Raw genomic sequence first — 19,800 nt, 5'->3', positions numbered from 1 at the left:
GCTTATGGACTCGAAACATCGACACCCGGCAGCAAATCGAATTCGGCGATCAGCGACAGAAATTCGGGGCGTCGCCAGCCCGATTGGTACACCTCGCGGGCAAAGGGCCGGGCATCCTCCACCCGCCCCAGCATGGCCAGAGCGATGATGTGATTGTGGATGATGGCGTGATCGCGGCCGGCTGCGATCAGCGGCTCGGTGATTTTCAGCACCTGTTCGAAATCGTGCTGCGACTCCGCCGTGCGCCCCATGGCGCGGAGGATCCGGGCCTTCGATACCAGGGTAACCGCCACCGCATTCTGGGTTTCGGCGTTGCCCGGATTGCGCGCCACGCCTGAGCGAGCCAGCGCCAGACCGCGCTCGGTGGTGGCCAACGCCGTCTGCAGTTCACCACTCAACTCTTGTGCCCGCCCCAACATCCAATAGGAATGCACCAGATTGTCCTGCAGCTTGGCATCGTCGGGACTGGCCTGCGCCAGAGCCTGATCTAGTTCGAACGATGATTGGCAGGCCTCCACCACCTTGCCCGGATTCTGGCTGTCGTAATAAGCCATGCAGCGCTTGTACTGGATATCGCCCAGATCGCGGCGCAGGGCGGGAATCCTGGCGACCGCCGGCAATGCCAGGGCTTTGGCCTGATCCAACAGCTCCAGCGCCTGCTCCGCTCGTCCCTGGCGAAACTGACTATCGGCGTACAGATACATCCCACGCAGCAGCAGCGACCAGCGCTCCTCGGCGCTTGGTTCACCCGGCGGCCCTTCACCGGGCGCCAGCCCTGCGGTCAGCTCGCGCGCCATCTCGATTGCGCGCCAGCCATGGGGATCACTGCCGGCATAGTCGCCCGCATAGCGCAAAACCTCACCCAGATTGCGTTCGGCCAGGGCCAAGCGATACTGAATCAACGGGTCATCCGGGTTGGCCTTGGCCAATGGCTGCAGGCCCTCCAGCGCGCGCGTATAGGCGCTGAGGGACTGCTCAAGATGCCCCTGCATGTCCAGCACCTCGGCCACCCGGATCAGCGCCAGCGCCTGTTCGCCATGGCCGCCGCTGATCTGCTCCTTGCGCAAATCGCCGTAGTAATCCACTGCCTTCAGCGCCACCGGCTCCAGCAGCGGCAACCTGCCGACCTTCTTCAGCTCGGTATACAGCTCGCCGAGCATGAATCCGGCCAGATCCTCGGCTTCAGCTCGGGCCTTCTCGGCGCGCTGCTGTGCCGCCAGCGCGGCCTCGCGCTCCGAACGCAGATCAAAGGTGTACTTCGCGCCGGCAGCGCCCGTCAGCAGCAGCGCGCTGGCCACCAATGCCCACCGCAGTCGTCGTTGCGGGCGCCGGGCAATCCGCTCCAGCGCTACCCGGGCATCGCGCGCGCTCGGTCGGTCCGAGGCGTTGGCGGACAACAGGCGCCGCAGCAGCTGGGTTTCGGCGCGCGGCAAGCCGGTCGGAATACTGACCTCGCCGCGCTGCGCTCTTGCGATCAAGTCCTCGCTGCTGCTTCCCTGCGGATAGGCTCGGCTGCCGGTGAGCAACTCGATCAGCAGCAGTCCAAAGCTCCAGAGATCGCTGGCCGTGGTTGCGGCCTCACCGCGCGCCTGCTCAGGCGCCAGATAGCCCGGTGTACCTGCGATCTGCGTTCCCGGGGTATCGCCGTCTGCCGTGTGCAGATCGCCCTGCAGCTGGCTCTGGTCGGCCCGAGCCAGTCCGAAGTCCAGCACCTTGATCTGCCCGGTGGGGGTCAGCATCACGTTTTCCGGTTTCAGATCGCGATGGGCGATGCCGCGTTCGTGCGCCGCCACCAGAGCGTCCGCGATCTGCATGGCCACTCCGATCGGATCGACCAATGAGCGCCGCGGGAGCAGCGCGCGCAGTGTCTGCCCCTCGATCAGCTCCAACACCAGCACATCCTGCGACTGGTCCTCGAAGAAATCATGGACCTGACAGATGTTGGGATGACGCAGTCCGGACAGTACCTGGGCCTCGGCCAGAAAGGCCGAACGCCGCAGCGCCGACATGCGCAGCGCCGATTTCATCAGCTTGACCGCCACCGGCCGCTGCAGCAGCTCATCGGTTCCGGCATAGACCTCGCCCATGCCGCCGCGGGCGATCAGCCGCTCCAGCTTGATTCGGCCGAGGTACTGACCGACCGAATCGTGGTCCTCATCGGCGGCCAGCGCGTCCAGACCCGTGGGACTGTGTTCCAGAAAGCTGGACTGGGCCTGTGCGGCCAGCAATTCCGAGACCTCCTGCAACAGCTTCGTATCGGCCCCGCACTCCCGAGCAAGGAAGGAATGGCGCTGGGCCAGCGGTTGGTCCAGCGCCGCCATCAGTACCCGCTTGATCAGTTGATAGCGCTCGGGACTCATCCGGTCATGGTAACCCATTGCAAATCAGATGGCCCTTTTCTCGCCCGCTTTGCACAAACCCAGACAAGCCGGTCCGCGAGCGAACAATTCGGGCCCGCCACCCTTACAACCAGCGAGTGACGACATCATGAATCAACCTATGACTCGATCGATCCTGTGCACCCTGGTCATGTGCCTTTCTGCGCCGGCCGCGCTGGCACAGGCCCTTGTCTTTGTAGGAACGGGCACGGGTCCGATCCCCGACTCGCCAGGGGTGGGCCCCAGAAACTATGGCGAACCGCTGGATATCTCATTCGATGTCAGCGGCTTGACCGGAAACATCACCAATGTTCAGCCGTCTCTGCAGGCCAACCATCCGTTTGTTGGCGACTTGCGCGTCACCTTGATTGCACCCGACGGCCGCTCACACCTGCTGTTCGAATCCACCGGCGCCACCGCCCCGGGGAACTCTGGTGGGTCAGATTCCGATCTGGTGTCGACCAATCCCATCGCGTTCGGCGACTCCTCCCCGACCAATTGGTGGAGCGCGGCAGCCTCGGGCGCAGCCCAGGTCGCAGGCGGCACCTACCGTACCGTCGTCAGCGGTGGCACGGGCGTCAGTAACCCGCCCCCTGTCACCTCGCTCATCGAAACCTTCCGGACCGCCGCGCCTAATGGCCGATGGATTCTGCGCGTGGAGGATGGCTGGACGGGTGACACCGGCAACGTGCTGGTGAGTGCTCTGACCCTGACCGCCTCGCAGCGTGAATTGCTGGTCACCAACGCCGACGACAGCGGCGCCGGCAGCCTGCGCGATGCACTGTCTATCGCTCAGTCGGGCGATGCGATCCGCTTCTCGACCTTCTTCGACACACGTCGCACCATCTTCCTGCAGAGCGCGCTGCCCTTGCTGCCCGATGGCGTCAGCATCTTCGGCCCCGGGGCCGATTTGCTGAACGTACGTCGCGCTACCCTCCCCGACTTCCGCATCTTCGAACTGGCCGCGGGCGCACAGGCGACCATTTCAGGCTTGACCATCGAGCGCGGTTCGGTGCCTGCACAGCAAGGCGGCGGCATTCTCAGCCGCGGACGTCTCACCGTGATTGGATCAGTCATTCGCGACAACGTGGCCCAGGGCGGCGGTGGCATTACCAATCTCGGAGGGAACCTCATGCTGCTGCGCTCCACGGTGGTCGGCAATTCGGCAAACTTCGGTGCCGGAGTTCGCAGCCGCAGCGACATCAGCGCTCCGATTGCCACCGCATTGATAGACAACTCGACGATTTCGGCGCAATTCGGAGGCGATCTAGTGGGTATCAACGTGATCGCGCAGCAAGGCACGAGCAGCACGCTTGTCCTGCGCAACAGTACCGTGACCGACACCGCCGGCCCGCTGGGATCCGGGCTCTGGGTGATTTCCCAAAATCCCGGCAGCAACGCATCGGCTCGCGTCAGCAACAGCCTGTTTGCGACTGGCCAAGCCACCATCACAGCGCAGTCTTTCGATGGCGGCCCGCCTGCAATCGTCATCACCGAGGGCTTCAATCTGGCCACCGACAACGCCAACGGCCTGCTCGACCGGTCGACTGATTTGCTGAATGCCAACGCACCCATGCAGCCGCTGTTCGACAATGGCGGCGGCATCCTGCTCCATCGCCCGCTGCTGACCAGCGATGCGCTCGACAACGGCCGCGCCACGGGGCCCCGCTTGAGCGATCAAACCGGCATCTTCGACCGAGTCACCGACCTGCAGGACAATCAATACCCGAATGCCATTGGCGGTGATGGCAGCGATATCGGTGCCTTCGAACTGCCTGCAGCGCCCGCGGACGAGGTGTTTGCGAACGGTTTTGAATGACAGGTGCCAGCCGCAGCGTGCATACGCTGCGGCTGGCATCAGTTGCGCCGACCGCCGCCAATCAGATCAAATGAAAGGCGCGTTCGCTTGGGGGTCCTCTGAGCAGATTCAGAGGATCCCTGGTCAATCCAGGGTCGAATTGCAAAGGAGCAGCACACCCAGCGCCATTCCGCTGATTCTGGGCTTGAGCGGATCAGCAGCCTGGGCCGATTTTCTGGAGGGCATTCTCGGTCCGCGCGGCGGACAGCTACCTTGACCGATGCGAACCCGGATGCAGGACGCTGATCGGCGGCACCGATTCAATTGCCTGAATCGATACGCTCGATCAATGCAGCCAGGCTGGCGCTGGACACCTCTCCCGTGTGGCGCCCGAGGATTCGGCCGTCAGCAGCGACAATCATTGTGGTCGGGTAGCCGCGCACGCCAAGCGTGGTTGAAACCCGTGATTCCACATCCACCGCCAGCAGCGCCGCGGGAATCTTCCATCGCCCGCCTACGGCTTCGACGGTTGCAGCTTCTTCGCCCTGGTTGATCAGCAGGAAACGCATGTTCGGATAGCGCCGCGCGCCTTCGACCAGCACCGGCATCTCGCGCCGGCAGGGTGGGCACCAACTGGCCCACAGGTTGATCACACTCGCGCGCCCGTCATGCAGTGGTAGCGGCTCGCCAGCAAGGGACGCCACCTGCAGCGTAGGCAGGCGCGGTTGAGCGGCGCTTGTCAGAGCGCTTGCGACAACGACGGCCAGCGCGCCGATGGCGGCTGCAGCAGTACTCGCCAGAATCAGCGGCCGTCGCAGAGGTGGACGGCGCCAACCCAGTAGCGACGCGCCTAGCGCGATCGCAGCGACACCAGCCGGCCACCACCAGCCGCCATCGCGGATATTGATCACACTCCATGGCGATTCCAGGTATTCGCGCCAGTAGAGTCCGACAAAGCCGATACGCGCGCCGAGCATGCCAAGGCCCGCCAGTACCAGCGGCGTATCGTCAGCAACCGGTTGCGATGAGCCCTTGGCAAGCTGCCGACGCCAGACCACCGTAGCCGCCGTCAACATCAGCAAGGACAGCCAAAGGCCTGGGGGCAACATCAGTGGTCCCAAGGTCACTGGAGGCAAGTCATTCATGGGCGCATGGTGGAAAGTCTCGTGATCGATGCCGAACGCGCAAGCTCGCTCCATTCTGTGGGAGTCGACACGTCTTTTGTAAGCCTCAACTAATTCAGCGAAACCTAATGCGTTGACCAACGCTTGAGCTGCCCTGCCCGTCGCTGCTGGCGGCCGTATGGGCGGATTGCGCCGCTCAAGCCACGACAAGTCTCCGATTGATTCCCCGACATGGTTGGCGCGAACCGCAACACTCAGAAGCCGTAGCGACGGAAGCAGGACGACGGAAGCAGGAGACGACGGAAGCAGGACACCCAAGATCTCCCCTTTCAATCATCCGCGACAGCCGGCACGCCGCTACTCATCATCAAAGTTCGTCGTGGACGGAAGCAGGACACCCAAGATCTCCCCTTTCAATCATCCGCGACAGCCGGCACGCCGCTACTCATCATCAAAGTTCGTCGTGAAAGTGGAGACGTCCGGGCGCACCGATTTCGGCATCTTTTGACGCACTCGACTGCCGTGCCTGGAGGAACTGGGTCGGGATTCGGCAAGGCGGGATACCAATGCAGAGTTTCCAGCAGACAACCTGCATCTTTCTGCAATTACGCCGCCAACCGCCTGGCCGTGGTTATGCCTCGCAACCAGCGCTGGCCGATCTTTGCGGCTTTCTCGACCAGACACTCCACCGCACCGATCGCCCGGCTGTAGTCTGATTTCACCGCCAGCACCTGGCGGGTCCAGTTTTCCGGGCGATAGCCCATGCGCCGCAGCACCGCGGGCACGGGGCCTTCGATGGCTCCGCGCTTGTCGGCGCGGATCTGGCGGCCGGTGTAATCGACCAGACGCAGATACTCGATCTGCGTCATGCGCAGCACGCCAAAGCCGCGAAGGCCGGCGATCGGCGCCAGCGGCAACTCGGCCGCCGTGGATTCCTGCTCGATTGCGGTCAGGCGCTTGACCGCACTGGTGTGCGCCGATGCCTCCAAGGTGTCGCAGAGCTTGGCCCGCACCGGATTCAGATCGACATAGGCCATCGCCGCCAGCACCGCGCTTTCATCCAGCAACACCTGACACTTGAAGCGGCCTTCCCAGAACCGCCCCTTGCAGACATCTTCGCGATTTGCCGATCGCGCGATGGGTTCTGACAGGCAACGCATGAACCATGAGAGGTCGGACAAGCGCTTGCGCAAGACCTTGATTCGTTCCTCATTGCCAGCTAACGCCTTGACCCGAACTTCATCATTCTGATCCTGCCGAGGAAACAGGCGCATCCAGCGCGCCGCGACCTCGTCAGCTGACCAACGCGCTACGGCCTGCGGCAAGGTCTCCACGACCACGTGCAGATGGTTGCTCATCACCGCATAGCCCCAGACTGCGACACCAAAGATGTCCGCCAGTTGATGGATACGATCCTCAACCCATTGCCGGCGGTGCTCAAACGAGCGACCCGTCAATCGATCCTCGCCGCACAGAAATGCCCGACGCACGCAGCGCGATACGCAGTGGAATGTTCCGGCCGAGCCGGTGGGAATCAGAATCGAGCGGGCGTAAGTCATGCTGCAGATCATTCACCCCCGCTCTGCCGCCTGTCAGTCGGAAAACGACGCCGGCGTCTGTAGGAAAAATCCTACAAAATGGGTGTCCAAGTCTCCGTCCAAGTCTCCGTCCACCTACAAAATGGGTGTCCAAGTCTCCGTCACAAAATGGGTGTCCAAGTCTCCGAGTCCAAGTCTCCGAGCGTATTCGCGGCTTCACGCGTGGTGTCGCCCGCGTCGTCGATGCGGCCAAGCAGGCGATGGGTGAGGGCTTGCAGGTGCCACAGATCAGCGTCGTATACGGTGGCCCGGAGCAGGAACTGCAACAACTCGCTGCGTACCGCGACCTGGAGGCGGCTTGCCAGCGCTACGGTGTGCGGCTGTTGACGGCAACGATGGGCATCACCGGCGTGGCCAACGTCGGCCCGGGCTCGCTGTCGATTGCCTTCGCGACAGCGCGTGCGCCGATCGGCAGCGTGGATGACTTGACTTGAGTTGGGCTTCAACTTGAACCAATCCATCGCCAAGGCTGCAAGTCACGGGACCGCAAAAAACGGCAACGCGCCGGACAGCCACTTTTCCTCGGTTGAACCTGGAAACCGGATCTCCGCTTTCTGACCCGCCTTTTCTTGTCGCCGTCATCCAGGAAGCCTCAGTTGGACGCGGTAGGCGGCGCCGCCACCCGGACGCGCTGTGCGCCAGCAGCGGCTCAATTCCTGCCTCCTCTTTCCAGATGCCGATGCCCGACAGGCTGCTAGCCGGCGCTGGTTACAAACAATCCCAGCATGCGGCCGCTACCCGAGCGCCCATTGGCTATGCTCACACTTCGATCAGCCAAGGGACCTCAGCTCATGGGCACCGAAATCAATACCCTGCTGCGCCGCCGGCTCGTGCTGGCAGTCTGTCTGTGCTTGGGAATCGGCCTGTCCGATTTCGCCTTCGCTAATCACAAGGGCACGGTGGTGCAGTGGGATGCGGAGAAAGGCGGCGGCGTTATTCGCGACACTGCGGGCGATCTCATGTATTTTCACTCTTCCGATTTGATTGATCCTGTGCAGGTTGGTGATAGCGTCACGTTCCGTGCAGTGTCTGAAAAACGGGGTTTGCGTGCGCAGATCATACAGAATGAGTCCTCTAGCCCGACTCCTCCTGACAACGCCAACACTAGCGACGAGGGTAGTTGGCAGGAAGCTGACGACAACGGTTTTGATGAAATCGACGATAGTTTCGACGACGACGGCGAATAGCCGCGAATCGATATGGGCGGTAAAATCGAGGAGATCGGCCAACCCGCCTGAGGTGCCATGACGCGGTAGGATGATGGTGAGCGCAGCGGACCGCATCTGTCGGAAGCAGCACCCACGGAAGCAGGACACCCAAGATCTCCCCTTTCAATCATCCGCGACAACGGCGCGCCGCTTCTCATCATCAAAGTTCGTCGTGAAAGTGGAGACGTCCGGGCGCACCGGTTTCGGCGTCTTTTGACGCAGCCGGCTGCCGTGCCTGGAGGAACTGGGTCGGGATTCGGCAAGGTGGGATACCAATGCAGAGTTTCCAGCAGACAACCTGCATCTTTCTGCAATTACGCCGCCAACCGCCTGGCCGTGGTTATGCCTCGCAACCAGCGCTGGCCGATCTTTGCGGCTTTCTCGACCAGACACTCCACTGCACCGATCGCCCGGTTGTAGTCTGATTTCACGGCCAGCACCTGGCGGGTCCAGTTTTCCGGTCGATAGCCCATGCGCCGCAGCACCGCGGGCACAGGGCCGTACCTGAGTATCCATTCGCCCGACCCCAATCTGGCGCAGCGCCTTCGGATGCTGAAGTCTGTCGATCCCCAAGTTTGTTTGGAGGATGTCGATGGCGCAGCGTCAGCGGTTGGGTTCGGTGGTGTGGTTCATGCGGATCTCGGCGGCTTCGGCGAGCGGCTTGAGCGCTGCGGCGTATTGTCGGTCGCAGGGTTGGTCGTATGCCACGTTCATGGCGTGGCGCAATCGGTTATGTCGTGATCTCGCTGGCGGTACTTGGCGATTTCGCTCGATGGGTTTGCGCTGATGGTGGGCGGGTTGCCGGTGTGCGTGTGTGCCCAGGCGGTGGATTTCCGGCTGGGCATTGATGGCTTGTCGCTGCGGGTGCAGGCGAGCCTCGGTCCGCTGAGGGCGTTGTCGTCGGCGCATGTGTTTTTCAACCGCGGCCGCGACAAGGTGAAGATCCTCTGGTACGACCGCCATGGTTGGTGGTTGATGTACAAACGCCTGGAGCGGGGCCGGTTTGCGTCGGTGTCTGCCGGTGAACTGAGCGAAGCGGATCTGCGTCTGGTGCTGGAGGGGGTGGATTTGTCGGTTCGCCGCCTGAAGCCGGTGCGGTTTGAGCGAGTGGCTTGAGGCGCCATTAAAAAGCCCAGATATTTCATGGCTTTGCCCTCGCGTACGCGGGCGCGCGAGGGCATTGTGGGCAGCATGACTTTGGAAGCCGCCCTCGCCGAAAACACCGCTCTGCGCGAGCAGATCAAGTTGCAGTCGGCGCTGATCGAGAAGCTGACTTTGGAGTTGGCGATCCTCAAGAAGCGCCTGTTCGGTCGCCAATCGGAAGCCAGCGAGCATCTGGACCTGCAGGGTGCGCTGTTCGATCTGACGACCTTGCCGGTCGAGGAACCGAGCACGCCGCCGTCGGAGTCCAAGACCCCGGGCAAGCCGCCGCGCAAAGCCTCGCAGCGGATGCAGATTCCCGAGAACCTGCCGGTGGAGGTCGAGACGATCACGCCGCCGGCGGCCGAGATCGAAGGCCTGGTGAAAATCGGTGTGGAGACCAGCGACCGCCTGGCCTACACACCAGGCCGCTTTTATGTGCGCCGCATCGAGGTCGAGAAATACGCGCACCCGAAGGTGCCGGAGATGGGTGTGGTCTCGGCCAAACTGCCGCCGCGTCTGATCACCGGCGGCATCTATGACGAGAGCTTCATCGCGCAGATCATGGTGGCCAAGTACGACGACCACCTGCCGCTGAACCGCCAGCGCGAGATCTACCAGCGCCAGGGCGTGACCTTGCCGATCAGCACGATGTGCGAGGCGGTATTGACTGGCGGTACGGCGCTGAAGCCCTTGTGGGTGCACCTGCAGCAACATCTGCTCAGGCGCAGCGAATTGCATGTCGACGAGACCACGATGCCCTGTCTGGCCAAGGAACAGACCCGCAAGATGCGCATGTGGACTTACCTGTCGAGTGCCGGCGAGGAGCCACCGATCATCCTGTACCACTTCACGCCGACCAAGGCCGGCGAGCACGTGCGCCAGTTCCTGAAAGGCTGGAGCGGCTATCTGCATGCCGATGCGGCGAGCAACTACGACGAGTTATATCGCCAGAACCCGCATATCCAGGAAGTGGCCTGCTGGGCCCACGCCCGGCGCAAGTTCTACGAGATCGCCGAGCACGCCCCAACCCGCGTGCTGGCCCACGAGGCCGTCGAGCAGATCAACGCGCTGTTTGCCATTGAGCGCAAGGCGCGCGAAGACAAACTGATCCCCGACGAGATCAGGAAGCGCCGCGAACAGTTGGCCAAACCGATTGTCGACGAGATCAAGACCTGGTTGGAGAAGCACCGACCCAAGCTGGCGCCGGCAGCACCGACCGCGCGGGCGATGAACTATCTGATCAATCACTGGGACGCGTTCGCGCGCTACCTCGATGACGGTCGCCTGAAGCTGGACAACAACGCCGCCGAGCGCGCCCTCCGATTGGCAGCCATCGGACGCAAGAACTACCTGTTCGTCGGCAATGAGCGAAGCGGTGAAGTCACCGCCACGCTACTGAGTCTGATCGAAACCGCCAAAGCCAACGGACTGGAGCCACTTGGCTACCTCACCCGCACCATGCGCGAGCTGCCGCTGATCGACCCAGAAAGCAGCGACGCCAATGCGCGCTACGAGGCGCTATTGCCGATCTGAGTCTTTGCCTGAAAGACCACGAGTTGCGCAAGAATGGGGCGCGGCGAAAGCTTACGTACCTGACACTTGAATCGGCCTTCCCAGAATCGACCCTTGCAGACTTGATCGGGGGTGGTTGCTCATCACTGCATAGCCCCAGACTGCGACACCAAAGATGTCCGCCAGTTGATGGATACGATCCTCAACCCATTGGTGCTCGAAGGAGCGACCCGTCAACCGATCCTCGCCGCATAGAAACGCACGCCGCACGCAGCGAGAGACGCAATCGAAAGTCCGCGCGTCGGCGCAGGCCGGCGCGCGAACTCCATTGGCCACCTACTGAACCTGGTTTCCGCCTTTGATCAACTTCGCGCTGGTGACAATGTCGGCGATTTCCCACTTGCCAAGCGCGGCGTTGTACATCCAGCTGATCGTGACCGTAACCCTCCAGGTCTGGCCGTTCGAGTTCTGGAAGGAACAGGTCATGGACGTACTGTAGGTCTGGCCGCCGGCACCGGCGGTCCCTTGAGGAACACCGAGGCCTCCGTTGCAGGAAAATCCTGCCGCGTTGAACTCGGAAATCAAAATCGGACGGTCTTGGAAGGGAATATCGATATCAACCGCAGAGAAACCATAATGCTTGGTTTGGTCGGCAGATGCGACTTCAGCCATCACATTGCCAGCTGATTCAAACAGACTGATGCATGCTTCCTGATCGCAGGTTTGCGCCTGGAGCGGGGCAGGCGAGAAACACGCGAAGCAAAGCAATCCGACCCGCACACCTTGCCGGATGACCATCGGACCCGACTCGGCACCCGAGCTTGCCACGGGCACCTCGATGGTCGACAACACGCGAAAACCAAACCACGTCAGCAGCGCACAAAGCAAACCCGGCCACCAGGGTAGCCGAGAGACAAGACGTAGGCGTCCATACGTGCTCAGATCGGATCTTAGGGAAGACCCAAGATTGTCTCGACCTTCCTAGCCGAGGAAATCACATCACCGCTATTATCTACGATATGATCCCAAAAACCACGTCTGCTTTCAAAGAAGTTAAACGTCTTGAGCAACAAAGCCTCATCATTCTCGTGATATTGTCGGCGCCATGTCTCTGACATGAGCCGCCTCGCCACACGCTCTTTGATGATATCGAAGGGCGCATAGACGTAGATGGTCTGCACCTCGATTGAGCGAGCACGAAGTTCATTCATAGCCTCGCGGTAGATTTCAAACAATTGATCCGACGGCTTTACAAAGGAAGCTGTGTCGTACGGACACCGGTCGGAAAGGCAAACCTTTATCCGCATCTCTGCGACCTTCAGCACATCCTCGATCCACGAGCTAACGTAACGAAACTTTGAAACGACCAATCTATTGTCCAGCTTTAATTGGTCCAGATCGGTATACATAACCTTGAACTTGTGAATCCGCGCGGAAACTTTGGAATACACTTCACTCTTGCCAGATCCACCGGCACCAACGAGCGCGAAAACCTTCAGCGGTTCGGAACTCATCTACCCAACGCAACTAGCTGAGGAGGGAAGTTTTCAAAACCGGGTGATATCCAATGTCGCGCAGAACGCTCTAGCTTTATTGAACAAGGAGCCCCAATCCCCGAATACGGAAGAAACCGCACCAGCGCCTCGAAGAGTTCTGCAATCGGCGCTTTAAAGCCTTGAATCGTGTAGATGGTGCGTTTTACACCGATCCGCTCCGCCATTGCCGTGTGAAACCCCATTTCCAGCATCGTTTGGTGCCACGCTAGCGGTACTGCCTCGGAAGAAACGCCAACGTGAATTTCGCTCTCTCGCCAGCGCCGCCAAGGCTCAAAAACAAGTTCGCCGAATCTCACCTCCAAACATTCAGAAGCCGGCTCCAGCACAGTCTTCTTGTAAACCATCTCGCCCTCTACAAATCCAGAAAACTGATTGTCACCCCCCAATATATCTGCCGACAAATCGAATAACGAACGAAACGCCGCGCCGTCCTGTAGTTTGGAACTCAGGTGCGACCGAGGCGCATATTTGCTTTCGGATGCTCCTTGGACAAGGAACGGGGCTGCACGCAGCCCTATCGCCTCCAGCGCCGTGGTCGTCGTGGGCTTGATCTCAAATGCGTTCACGTGGATATGTAACATGCGTTAAGGGCGCCCCTGAATGTGCGCTAGCATCTCGTGGAACGCAACCGCCCGTTGAGAAATCTTGTTCTTTTCTTCTATTGTCATTTCAGAGTAGGCTCGATCCAAGCCCTCCGGAATGAATACACTGTCCCAATCGAAAATCCTGCCAGGCCTTGGTCGATCGCTAATCGTTCCACGTTTTTCCTTGTGGACGGTCGCGATGTTCTTCCCATCCGTGAAGGCTAGCGCCGAAATGGCAGCCGCCCCATCATCGCCGAGCGTATTCACAAGCTCACAAAATCTGGCGCTGGCCGCATCCCAAAAGGACTGTGTCAATCCACCCGGAAAACCCTTCAGTGCGTCCAAGGCAAGACCAGAATGATCGACCATCACGGGCAGGCGGACAGCAGCGAAGGCCTTGCGCACCTTATCAGTGACGATTTGCCGAAAGTCTAGAGTTTGAAGCTCTGAGATCGCCAGTTCGTAATTTTCTAGGCGAACGTCGTAGTCCTCAAAGAACGGCTGGATCTCTTGAATTTTGTATTTGTTGCGCGATACGAAATAGACCTTACGCATTGCCTTTTTCCTGCGCGTCGAGTATGCACTCAAGCAGATACGTTAAATTCTCTCCGATCCTCATTGGGTCAAGCTGGACGACGTTAATATGTTGCTCACTGAGCAACCGCTCCATGACCGGATTACGCTGCGCTGTAAGAAAGAAGGACTGTGCAGGCTTTTTGGTATTCGCGAGCACGCGACACAATTTCGACCACATGAGCCGCACATTGAGGTCGCTGAAGCTATATCCAATGAATATTACCGATTTTCCGTAAATCCTACTTCGCAAATCTATATCAAGCGGATCCTCAAAGTCCATACGACGAAAATAATCGCTTTCTTTTATCAGAAGAGAACTGTGGTCGGACAAGTCGCCATGGAGCTTGACAACCCGAGTCGGATGATTATATCGAGTCGCATCAAACTTGACCTTTCCGAAAATCTGAACATTCGACGCCGGCGGGCGATTCAATGTCGGGTCGGCCAGATCGGCGGTATTGCGAATGCGATAATACGGCCACCCTTGGTCGTCAAATGCGCGCTCGATCCAACGGTCCCAATTGGTCGTAAAAATAGACTCACAGTCCAGATAGGGCAAAAGCAAATGCGGCCTTGATTTGCCGACATCAAACATCCTTTCGTCATCAATAAGTGTAACGAGCTTATTGGCCAGATCGCCGATCCCTCCATTCACGACTTCTAGATACTCCGCGATTTGGAGATAATCGCCGTGGATCCGAAGCAAATCCCGGTCGAACTTTAAAATATCCGCGGCAATGTCGACAACGCCCTTCCAGTCGGGGAATTCTGCACTGATGTTCTTTGAGAATCCCGAACCAATGAAAGGTAGCAAGCGCCGGCGCGCGGCCGCCCCCACCAAATCCTTCGGGATGTCGACATGCACGCCACCGCCGGGCATCTTTGCCCCCCCTTTATTCACCCTAGAAGGCCAAGCGACCTAGTGTACACCGTCAGCACGAGAGGATGTGGTTAGCGCAATGAATTGCATCTGTCGACCACTGAAATTAGTCGAACCTCGACAGCTGGGAATCGTGTTACATCTTCCCCGGTACCTTCACGAGAGCCCGCCCTATGATAGTTTTATCCAAACCGAATGCCAAACAATCCACCGTCCTCGGTGGCGTCGGTCAGGCGACTAGGAAGCACAAAGTCGTTAAGGTCGAAGCCATCAATGGTTTCCTTGAAGGCATCGTCTTCATTCATCGTCACGATGTACTGAAAATCAAGCTCCTGAGCGATCTCTGAGCCAAGACGCAAGGCGCTGATGACCTGACGCCCGTCAACGCCATCGAACAGATGACTGTCGTGAACCAAGAATCCCGGCCCCATTCGTCGCTTGGCGCACAAACGCATGAGCATCATGTCGAAGCAGAAGATCTGCATGTTCTTGATGCCCTTGCTACGCTCGCCCTGCATCGGAAACTTGAAGATCGGTCCGTTGGAGGTTTCGTCGACCGTCATGCTGCCGGCCGATTCATACAACCGTTGCGAGGTTTCCTCGAAGGCGACAATGGCCTCCGCCAGTCGACCCCTCTGCTCAGTGAAGTCACGCCGTAGGCGGATCGTGAGACGGTTGCGCTCGATCTCCAACTCGTTCTTGGTGCCTTCGAGCTGCTCGGCGGCTTCAAAGCGTTGCCGCAATGATTCCACTTCGGACTCCAGTCGCCCCAGTTCGCCTTGCAGCTTTAGGAACTGTTCTAGTGCGCCATGGCTCTTGAGAATGCCCAGAATTTCAACGCGCCGATGATCGAGCTGCGCCTTTTTGCTATCGCGCAGCTCGATCCGAAACTTGGCAGCTTCAAGTTCGCTGGACAGATAGTCCTTGCGATTACGCACCACCGATTCGTGAAAGCTTCTTACGTCCTCGTAGCGGCGCTTGACCAAGCTAGGTAGTACGACGCCTGCTTCTTCATAGACCGCCTGAAGGTCTTCGTGGTCTGGAGGAACCTCGGAGGCGAGTGCACTCTCCAGATCACGGATGGCCGAGAAGTCGATGGTGTTGGCGTTGGCCAACTCGTTGAGCTGCTGGGTCAACGTGGCGCTCTCGACTTCCAGCTCCCGGTATTCCGGCAAGACCTGGAAAGTCTCAACTTCCATATAGAGCTTCTTGAGACGGGCTTCCTGAATGGTCAGCCCAGTGCGCAGGTCTGCTGCCTTGCCGATGATTGATCCGAAAGCGCCATTTCCAGCCGCCTTCTTCAACTCGTCCAAGGTCTTTTCGCGATCACGCACAGCTTGCCAATCTCGAGCGATCTGCCAGTCCAATCCGAGTAGGAACATCAACGCCATTTGCATGTCGCCGGTCCCCTGCATCGCGGCCTGCTTCTCCGGTGTCATGAATGCACCACTCGCCTGTCGGCGTACAAAGTATGCAAACAGTGACCGGAACGAAGGTGGCTTGCTGCCTGCAGCTTCAAGACTGCTCAGACCGAACATTTGCTCGCCGAGGAACGTACACCACTCGGTGGCCGAGAACTTAACCTTTGCGGCAGGCGGGACGGTCACGAAGATTTTGGCTTTGGAACTTCCGCTGCGCTCGACCACCGTCCGTTCTGACTTCAGATCAAAGTCCATGCCAAAGGTATGTTCGGCCAGCTCCGGGGTACGGAAAATCGAGTTCGGCCCAGCTTCGGCGCCCAACAGAAAATGCACCAACTCAACGAAACTGGTTTTGCCGGCGCGATTGCGTGTTTGTTTGGTGGTCGCCCCTTCGGTTTTTTGGGCGAGCAGCACATTCAGGCCAGACTTCAGATTTCCAAGATTCTTGAAGGTGGGCAGCGTGCTGAAGATGTGATGAATCACGTTGTCCTCCGTGCCACCAGGCCGCTTTCGAGTTCTATGGCTCCAAGGGCGTACAGGAGGTCTAGGGCGAGCAAGAACCATTCATAGGTAATGCGCCGTGGCGTTACCGCCAAACCAGCGTCATCCCTGTTCAATTCCTCCCAAAGCGCGGAGACAGTTTTGGGGTTTGCGAGGTACGCCAATACATGCGCACCGACGGTCAGTAGCGCGCGATCCTGCGGCAGATGCTTGGATGGCAGGATCATGCTGCCCCCTTCGCTTGAGTGTCTTCAAAAATCTCGCACTTATCGAATAGGTATGCCATCACGGCCAACACGGCTGCTTTGTGCGTCGGCGTGGTGTTCGCCGTGCCCCCTGCCCATGCTTCGAGGCGACCGAAGATCTCATCAGGATGGAGTTGAGGAATACCATCCCTCAGTACCACGTATTCGCTCTTAAACGCCTGCGCGATCTGCTCACCATAAGTAGGGTTCTTCCAACTATTGAAGAACTGCGCAACGAGCGGCGACTTCTGCATGCCGATCTTCAAGAAGTCAGATACAGCCTGAGACAGGAGGTTGGCCTCGATCTTTCCGCGCGACACGTCCTTTACCTCGCTCGTCGTGGGTCCGGGCATGATGCTGATATGGGTGAGCACAGCCGCAAGGTCGCTAAAACCCAAGTTCACGTTCGCTTCCATCGTCAGCGAGGGGCCAAACCAGGATTCAAGATCCTGAAGGCTCAACTGACGGAACTTCGCTAGCATTTCCTCGTACCCACAATGTCCGACTCTCATCTCCGGATTGTCTTGCCTGAGTTTGGCAAGGGCTTCGATGATGTGGGGACCTAGACGTCCATCGGGTGCGTTGTGGACGAAGGTCCACTCATCGAAGTACTGTTTCCAGTGCTCTTTGGCCCCTTCGAAGTCCTCGTTGATCTTCTTGATGGCCTCGGCGGCGCTCATCTCATTCGGCGCGTAGGTCTGGAACAGGGTTCGCGCAGAAGGCAGATACCCGTCGTTCTTCCGGTCTCCAACGTTGCCCCAGGGTCGGCACGCCGTGAAATCGTTGGGATGGGCCTTCAACATCAGCTGCTCGAACAGGCGTTGAAACCCGTCCCCCTTGGATTCCAAGAAGGCAATGCGGAAGTCCTTTTCGTAGTTAAGCTGCTGAATGCGATCCATGAATTCAGGCCCGTGACCCTTTGTCCGTTGACTTCTTTGGGCAAGATTCCATCACTTCTTCGTTTCCAATTGCGGCCGATCCCGCTTGAGGTCGTTGGGAAGTGCTCAATCTGGTTACAGTGGGGCTAGCAACATTCGCGCGGCGTGCGAAAAGACAACCAGTTTCCCGGCGAAAAGGACTCTGCGATCGGAGCAAGTCGCATCACCCGAGGGCCAACTCCAGACGGTGCGCGGCACGTGCGTATCGTACCTCAACACATCGTGCGTAGGCTGCAGTTCCCGCCTAGGCAAAACAGCCACAGGGCGATGCATCGGCTTAAACCACCCCTCACCCCACCACCCGCGCAATCACCGACCCCATAGCCGTCGGCTCCGGATCATTTTGGTGCTGCACCGCATTGACCGCCCAATCGACCAACTTGACGCGATCTTTCTGGAAAATCATCACATGGGTTGAGCCACCGAATTCGAAGTGGCCGATTTCGGTGTCGCGGTTGATGCCGACGGGGGACATGGTTTCGTCGACGATGTATTGGGGTTCGATGACGCAGGTGGAGACTTCGACCATGCCGATGCAGATCAGGGCGACGTAGCCGCAGGTGGGGTGTTTGAAGATGAAGATGGCGCGGGCGGCGACGTGGCCGAGATAGGGTTGGGATTCGGTGCCTTCCCAGGTGCCCTGGTTTTCGCCCTGGCCGGGTTTCTGGGCGAAGTAGGTGCCGGGTTGGCGCCAGGAGCGGACGATGGTGCCGTCTAGCGGGGCGCGCCAGCGGTGGTAGTGGGTGGCGGAGAGGAAGCCCTGGTAGAGCTGGCCGCCTTCGAACAGGCTGGCCCATTGTTCCTGGCCGGCGAAAAGATCGAGCAGGGAGTAGTTGACGTCCTTGATCCAGAAGTCGGATTCAAGGGCGACGTGGTTCTGGTACATCCAGGGGGTGGTTTCGCAGCCGATGTTGATGTCGGTTTCGGGTGAGCCCTTGAAGGGGCGCGCGCCGGGGACGAACTGGCGGATGAAGAAGGCGTTCCAGGAGTCGTAGCCGTATCCGGGGGCTTTGGGGTCGTGGACCATCTGGTCCCAGACGCCGGCTGCCTTGGCGGCCTTGGAGATCCACGAGCCGGGTTTTTCGGGATCGTAGATGTCCAGCTTGTCGAGCGAGGCCGGGCTTTTTAGGAAGCTGTTCCAGGCGTTGAGCACGGTCTGGAACTGGGCGTTGAAGGTGGCATCGTGGAACAGCGCCAGGCCGGCTTCGGTGGCCATGGCCACGGCCAGCAAACCGTTCATGGGCGTGCCGACCATCACGGTGGTGTTGAAGGCGGGTGAGGTGGTGATGATCTCGTTCAGCAGCTCGAAGAAGGCGTCATAGCCTTCGATCCAGAGCACGTCGCCGTCGTCCTTGATTTCCTTGCGGGTGGCGTGGTCAAGCGAGCGCACGTAGGCGTTGGACTGCTCGATCATGGAGTTGACCCACATGCGATAGACCGCGTTGGCGGTCACCCAGGCCTTGAAGCTGAGCATCACCGGGGTCATCGGCGTGAGGGTGCCGGCCTTGCGTTTGACGGCGAGGTGGTCGCGCAGTGGCTGCAGGTATTTGGCCGTGGCCCAGACGCGATTGGGCACCCAGAAGCCCATCTGCAGGGGGCCGGCATTGCTCAAGGACAACTGGTTGCCGCTGGCGCCTTCGATGGCCGGCGGCGTGGCGGCGCGCTTGCTGGCTTTTGCCGGGGATGCGGGTTTGGTGGGTTTCTTGGGCATGGGGTAGGGAGCCTGTGGGCGGGTGGTGTTTAGGGGCGGGTTGGTTGGTGGAATCGCCTTTGGCGGTTCCGGCCTACGGGGATGGCACGGGTTGCGGGCGGGTGATGTGGAGGGCGCCGCGCTGCGGCGCCGCTCTTGTGGTTTGAGCAGAGCAAGAGCGGCCGCGCAGGCGCGCGGCCCTCCTTGGGGCGGTTGCGCGTTGCCTGGGCGGCTCGGAAAGTGCGTTCCGCCGTAGCGCGGCTCCGGCGCGCGAGTTGTGTGGACAGAGACTCTGAGTTGATCGCGCCGGCGGCCGCAGCTCTATCGTCAGCCGAGCGCCGGGCGCCTCGCGTATCGACCCTGGGGCGCCAATGGAGGACTTCGACGCGAAGGACCCGGCCTACCCCATCGCGCCAAGGCAGCGGGTGATCGACGCCGGAGATCAAATGCGGCCGCGCAGGCGCGCGGCCCTCTTTGGGGCGGTTGCGCGTTGCCTGGGCGGCGCGGCAAGTGCGTTCCGCCGTAGCGCGGCTCCGGCGCGCGAGTTGTGTGGACAGAGACTCTGAGTTGATCGCGCCGGCGGCCGCGGCTCTATCGGCAGCCGAGCGCCGGGCGCCTCGCGTATCGACTCTGGGGCGCCAATGGCAG

At 60.0% G+C, this 19,800-nt stretch carries 18 protein-coding genes; 5 read left to right on the top strand and 13 right to left on the bottom strand.

Annotated features, from left to right (window positions below; translation table 11 throughout):
• Nucleotides 1-2: 2 nt before the first annotated feature.
• The gene (locus H7A19_01330) at nucleotides 3-2,378 is read right to left on the bottom strand and encodes a protein kinase (GenBank protein MCP5473470.1); all 2,376 of its coding nucleotides are present in this window, start codon (nucleotides 2,376-2,378) and stop codon (nucleotides 3-5) included.
• A gap of 121 nt (nucleotides 2,379-2,499) precedes the next feature.
• Between H7A19_01330 and H7A19_01325 the strand changes: the two genes are divergently transcribed.
• On the top strand, nucleotides 2,500-4,197 hold the full coding sequence (locus H7A19_01325) for a proprotein convertase P-domain-containing protein (GenBank protein MCP5473469.1): 1,698 nt from the start codon (nucleotides 2,500-2,502) through the stop codon (nucleotides 4,195-4,197).
• Between the two features lie 299 nt (nucleotides 4,198-4,496).
• Here H7A19_01325 and H7A19_01320 read toward each other — a convergent pair whose 3' ends face one another.
• Nucleotides 4,497-5,321: a TlpA family protein disulfide reductase gene (locus tag H7A19_01320; GenBank protein ID MCP5473468.1), complete on the bottom strand. Its 825-nt coding sequence runs from the start codon at nucleotides 5,319-5,321 to the stop codon at nucleotides 4,497-4,499.
• A gap of 584 nt (nucleotides 5,322-5,905) precedes the next feature.
• A complete protein-coding gene (locus H7A19_01315) occupies nucleotides 5,906-6,859 on the bottom strand; it encodes a transposase (GenBank protein MCP5473467.1) in 954 nt (317 codons plus the stop codon).
• 125 nt (nucleotides 6,860-6,984) lie between these two features.
• Between H7A19_01315 and H7A19_01310 the strand changes: the two genes are divergently transcribed.
• Nucleotides 6,985-7,332 carry a DegV family protein gene (locus tag H7A19_01310; protein MCP5473466.1) on the top strand — a complete coding sequence of 116 codons (348 nt, stop codon included), beginning with the start codon at nucleotides 6,985-6,987 and terminating at the stop codon, nucleotides 7,330-7,332.
• Between the two features lie 357 nt (nucleotides 7,333-7,689).
• Nucleotides 7,690-8,085 carry a cold shock domain-containing protein gene (locus H7A19_01305; protein ID MCP5473465.1) on the top strand — a complete coding sequence of 132 codons (396 nt, stop codon included), beginning with the start codon at nucleotides 7,690-7,692 and terminating at the stop codon, nucleotides 8,083-8,085.
• 335 nt (nucleotides 8,086-8,420) lie between these two features.
• Here H7A19_01305 and H7A19_01300 read toward each other — a convergent pair whose 3' ends face one another.
• Nucleotides 8,421-8,600 carry a hypothetical protein gene (locus H7A19_01300; protein MCP5473464.1) on the bottom strand — a complete coding sequence of 60 codons (180 nt, stop codon included), beginning with the start codon at nucleotides 8,598-8,600 and terminating at the stop codon, nucleotides 8,421-8,423.
• Nucleotides 8,601-8,862: 262 nt separating this feature from the next.
• Between H7A19_01300 and tnpB the strand changes: the two genes are divergently transcribed.
• On the top strand, nucleotides 8,863-9,222 hold the full coding sequence (gene tnpB, locus H7A19_01295) for an IS66 family insertion sequence element accessory protein TnpB (GenBank protein ID MCP5473463.1): 360 nt from the start codon (nucleotides 8,863-8,865) through the stop codon (nucleotides 9,220-9,222).
• A 75-nt stretch (nucleotides 9,223-9,297) separates the two neighbouring features.
• Complete coding sequence (locus tag H7A19_01290; protein ID MCP5473462.1) at nucleotides 9,298-10,782, top strand: IS66 family transposase; 1,485 nt, start codon at nucleotides 9,298-9,300, stop codon at nucleotides 10,780-10,782.
• Between the two features lie 315 nt (nucleotides 10,783-11,097).
• On the opposite strand, the gene H7A19_01285 is transcribed toward H7A19_01290, so the two are convergent.
• The 9 genes from H7A19_01285 to H7A19_01245 all read right to left on the bottom strand — a co-directional run bounded on the left by H7A19_01285 (nucleotide 11,098) and on the right by H7A19_01245 (nucleotide 19,173).
• Nucleotides 11,098-11,613 carry a hypothetical protein gene (locus H7A19_01285; GenBank protein MCP5473461.1) on the bottom strand — a complete coding sequence of 172 codons (516 nt, stop codon included), beginning with the start codon at nucleotides 11,611-11,613 and terminating at the stop codon, nucleotides 11,098-11,100.
• A 98-nt stretch (nucleotides 11,614-11,711) separates the two neighbouring features.
• The gene (locus H7A19_01280) at nucleotides 11,712-12,275 is read right to left on the bottom strand and encodes a hypothetical protein (protein MCP5473460.1); all 564 of its coding nucleotides are present in this window, start codon (nucleotides 12,273-12,275) and stop codon (nucleotides 11,712-11,714) included.
• Nucleotides 12,272-12,883 carry a hypothetical protein gene (locus H7A19_01275; GenBank protein MCP5473459.1) on the bottom strand — a complete coding sequence of 204 codons (612 nt, stop codon included), beginning with the start codon at nucleotides 12,881-12,883 and terminating at the stop codon, nucleotides 12,272-12,274. Before H7A19_01275 ends, H7A19_01280 begins: the two co-directional genes overlap by 4 nt.
• 18 nt (nucleotides 12,884-12,901) lie before the next feature.
• Nucleotides 12,902-13,456 (bottom strand): non-canonical purine NTP pyrophosphatase, encoded by a 555-nt coding sequence (locus H7A19_01270; GenBank protein ID MCP5473458.1) that lies wholly within the window; start codon nucleotides 13,454-13,456, stop codon nucleotides 12,902-12,904.
• On the bottom strand, nucleotides 13,449-14,357 hold the full coding sequence (locus H7A19_01265; GenBank protein ID MCP5473457.1) for an SIR2 family protein: 909 nt from the start codon (nucleotides 14,355-14,357) through the stop codon (nucleotides 13,449-13,451). The genes H7A19_01270 and H7A19_01265 overlap by 8 nt, the downstream gene beginning before the upstream one ends.
• 182 nt (nucleotides 14,358-14,539) lie before the next feature.
• Entirely contained in the window at nucleotides 14,540-16,261 is a 1,722-nt protein-coding gene (locus tag H7A19_01260; GenBank protein ID MCP5473456.1) for a DUF2326 domain-containing protein, read from the bottom strand.
• Nucleotides 16,258-16,506 (bottom strand): hypothetical protein, encoded by a 249-nt coding sequence (locus tag H7A19_01255; protein ID MCP5473455.1) that lies wholly within the window; start codon nucleotides 16,504-16,506, stop codon nucleotides 16,258-16,260. The genes H7A19_01260 and H7A19_01255 overlap by 4 nt, the downstream gene beginning before the upstream one ends.
• Complete coding sequence (locus tag H7A19_01250) at nucleotides 16,503-17,423, bottom strand: hypothetical protein (GenBank protein MCP5473454.1); 921 nt, start codon at nucleotides 17,421-17,423, stop codon at nucleotides 16,503-16,505. The genes H7A19_01255 and H7A19_01250 overlap by 4 nt, the downstream gene beginning before the upstream one ends.
• Before the next feature lie 328 nt (nucleotides 17,424-17,751).
• Entirely contained in the window at nucleotides 17,752-19,173 is a 1,422-nt protein-coding gene (locus H7A19_01245; protein MCP5473453.1) for a phophatidylserine decarboxylase associated domain-containing protein, read from the bottom strand.
• Between the last annotated feature and the right edge of the window lie 627 nt (nucleotides 19,174-19,800).

Source organism: Rhodanobacteraceae bacterium (assembly GCA_024234055.1).
GTDB lineage: Bacteria > Pseudomonadota > Gammaproteobacteria > Xanthomonadales > SZUA-5 > JADKFD01.
This window is presented reverse-complemented; position numbering and strand designations above follow the sequence as displayed.

What these genes read in the sequence shown, in the direction of transcription:
- H7A19_01315 (MCP5473467.1), bottom strand. Translation starts at nt 6,859, where the DNA reads ATGACTTACGCCCGCTCGATTCTGATTCCCACCGGCTCGGCCGGAACA.
- H7A19_01250 (MCP5473454.1), bottom strand. Translation starts at nt 17,423, where the DNA reads ATGGATCGCATTCAGCAGCTTAACTACGAAAAGGACTTCCGCATTGCC.
- H7A19_01320 (MCP5473468.1), bottom strand. Translation starts at nt 5,321, where the DNA reads ATGAATGACTTGCCTCCAGTGACCTTGGGACCACTGATGTTGCCCCCA.
- H7A19_01330 (MCP5473470.1), bottom strand. Translation starts at nt 2,378, where the DNA reads ATGGGTTACCATGACCGGATGAGTCCCGAGCGCTATCAACTGATCAAG.
- H7A19_01325 (MCP5473469.1), top strand. Translation starts at nt 2,500, where the DNA reads ATGACTCGATCGATCCTGTGCACCCTGGTCATGTGCCTTTCTGCGCCG.
- H7A19_01280 (MCP5473460.1), bottom strand. Translation starts at nt 12,275, where the DNA reads ATGAGTTCCGAACCGCTGAAGGTTTTCGCGCTCGTTGGTGCCGGTGGA.
- H7A19_01270 (MCP5473458.1), bottom strand. Translation starts at nt 13,456, where the DNA reads ATGCGTAAGGTCTATTTCGTATCGCGCAACAAATACAAAATTCAAGAG.
- H7A19_01290 (MCP5473462.1), top strand. Translation starts at nt 9,298, where the DNA reads ATGACTTTGGAAGCCGCCCTCGCCGAAAACACCGCTCTGCGCGAGCAG.
- H7A19_01265 (MCP5473457.1), bottom strand. Translation starts at nt 14,357, where the DNA reads ATGCCCGGCGGTGGCGTGCATGTCGACATCCCGAAGGATTTGGTGGGG.
- H7A19_01305 (MCP5473465.1), top strand. Translation starts at nt 7,690, where the DNA reads ATGGGCACCGAAATCAATACCCTGCTGCGCCGCCGGCTCGTGCTGGCA.
- H7A19_01255 (MCP5473455.1), bottom strand. Translation starts at nt 16,506, where the DNA reads ATGATCCTGCCATCCAAGCATCTGCCGCAGGATCGCGCGCTACTGACC.
- H7A19_01245 (MCP5473453.1), bottom strand. Translation starts at nt 19,173, where the DNA reads ATGCCCAAGAAACCCACCAAACCCGCATCCCCGGCAAAAGCCAGCAAG.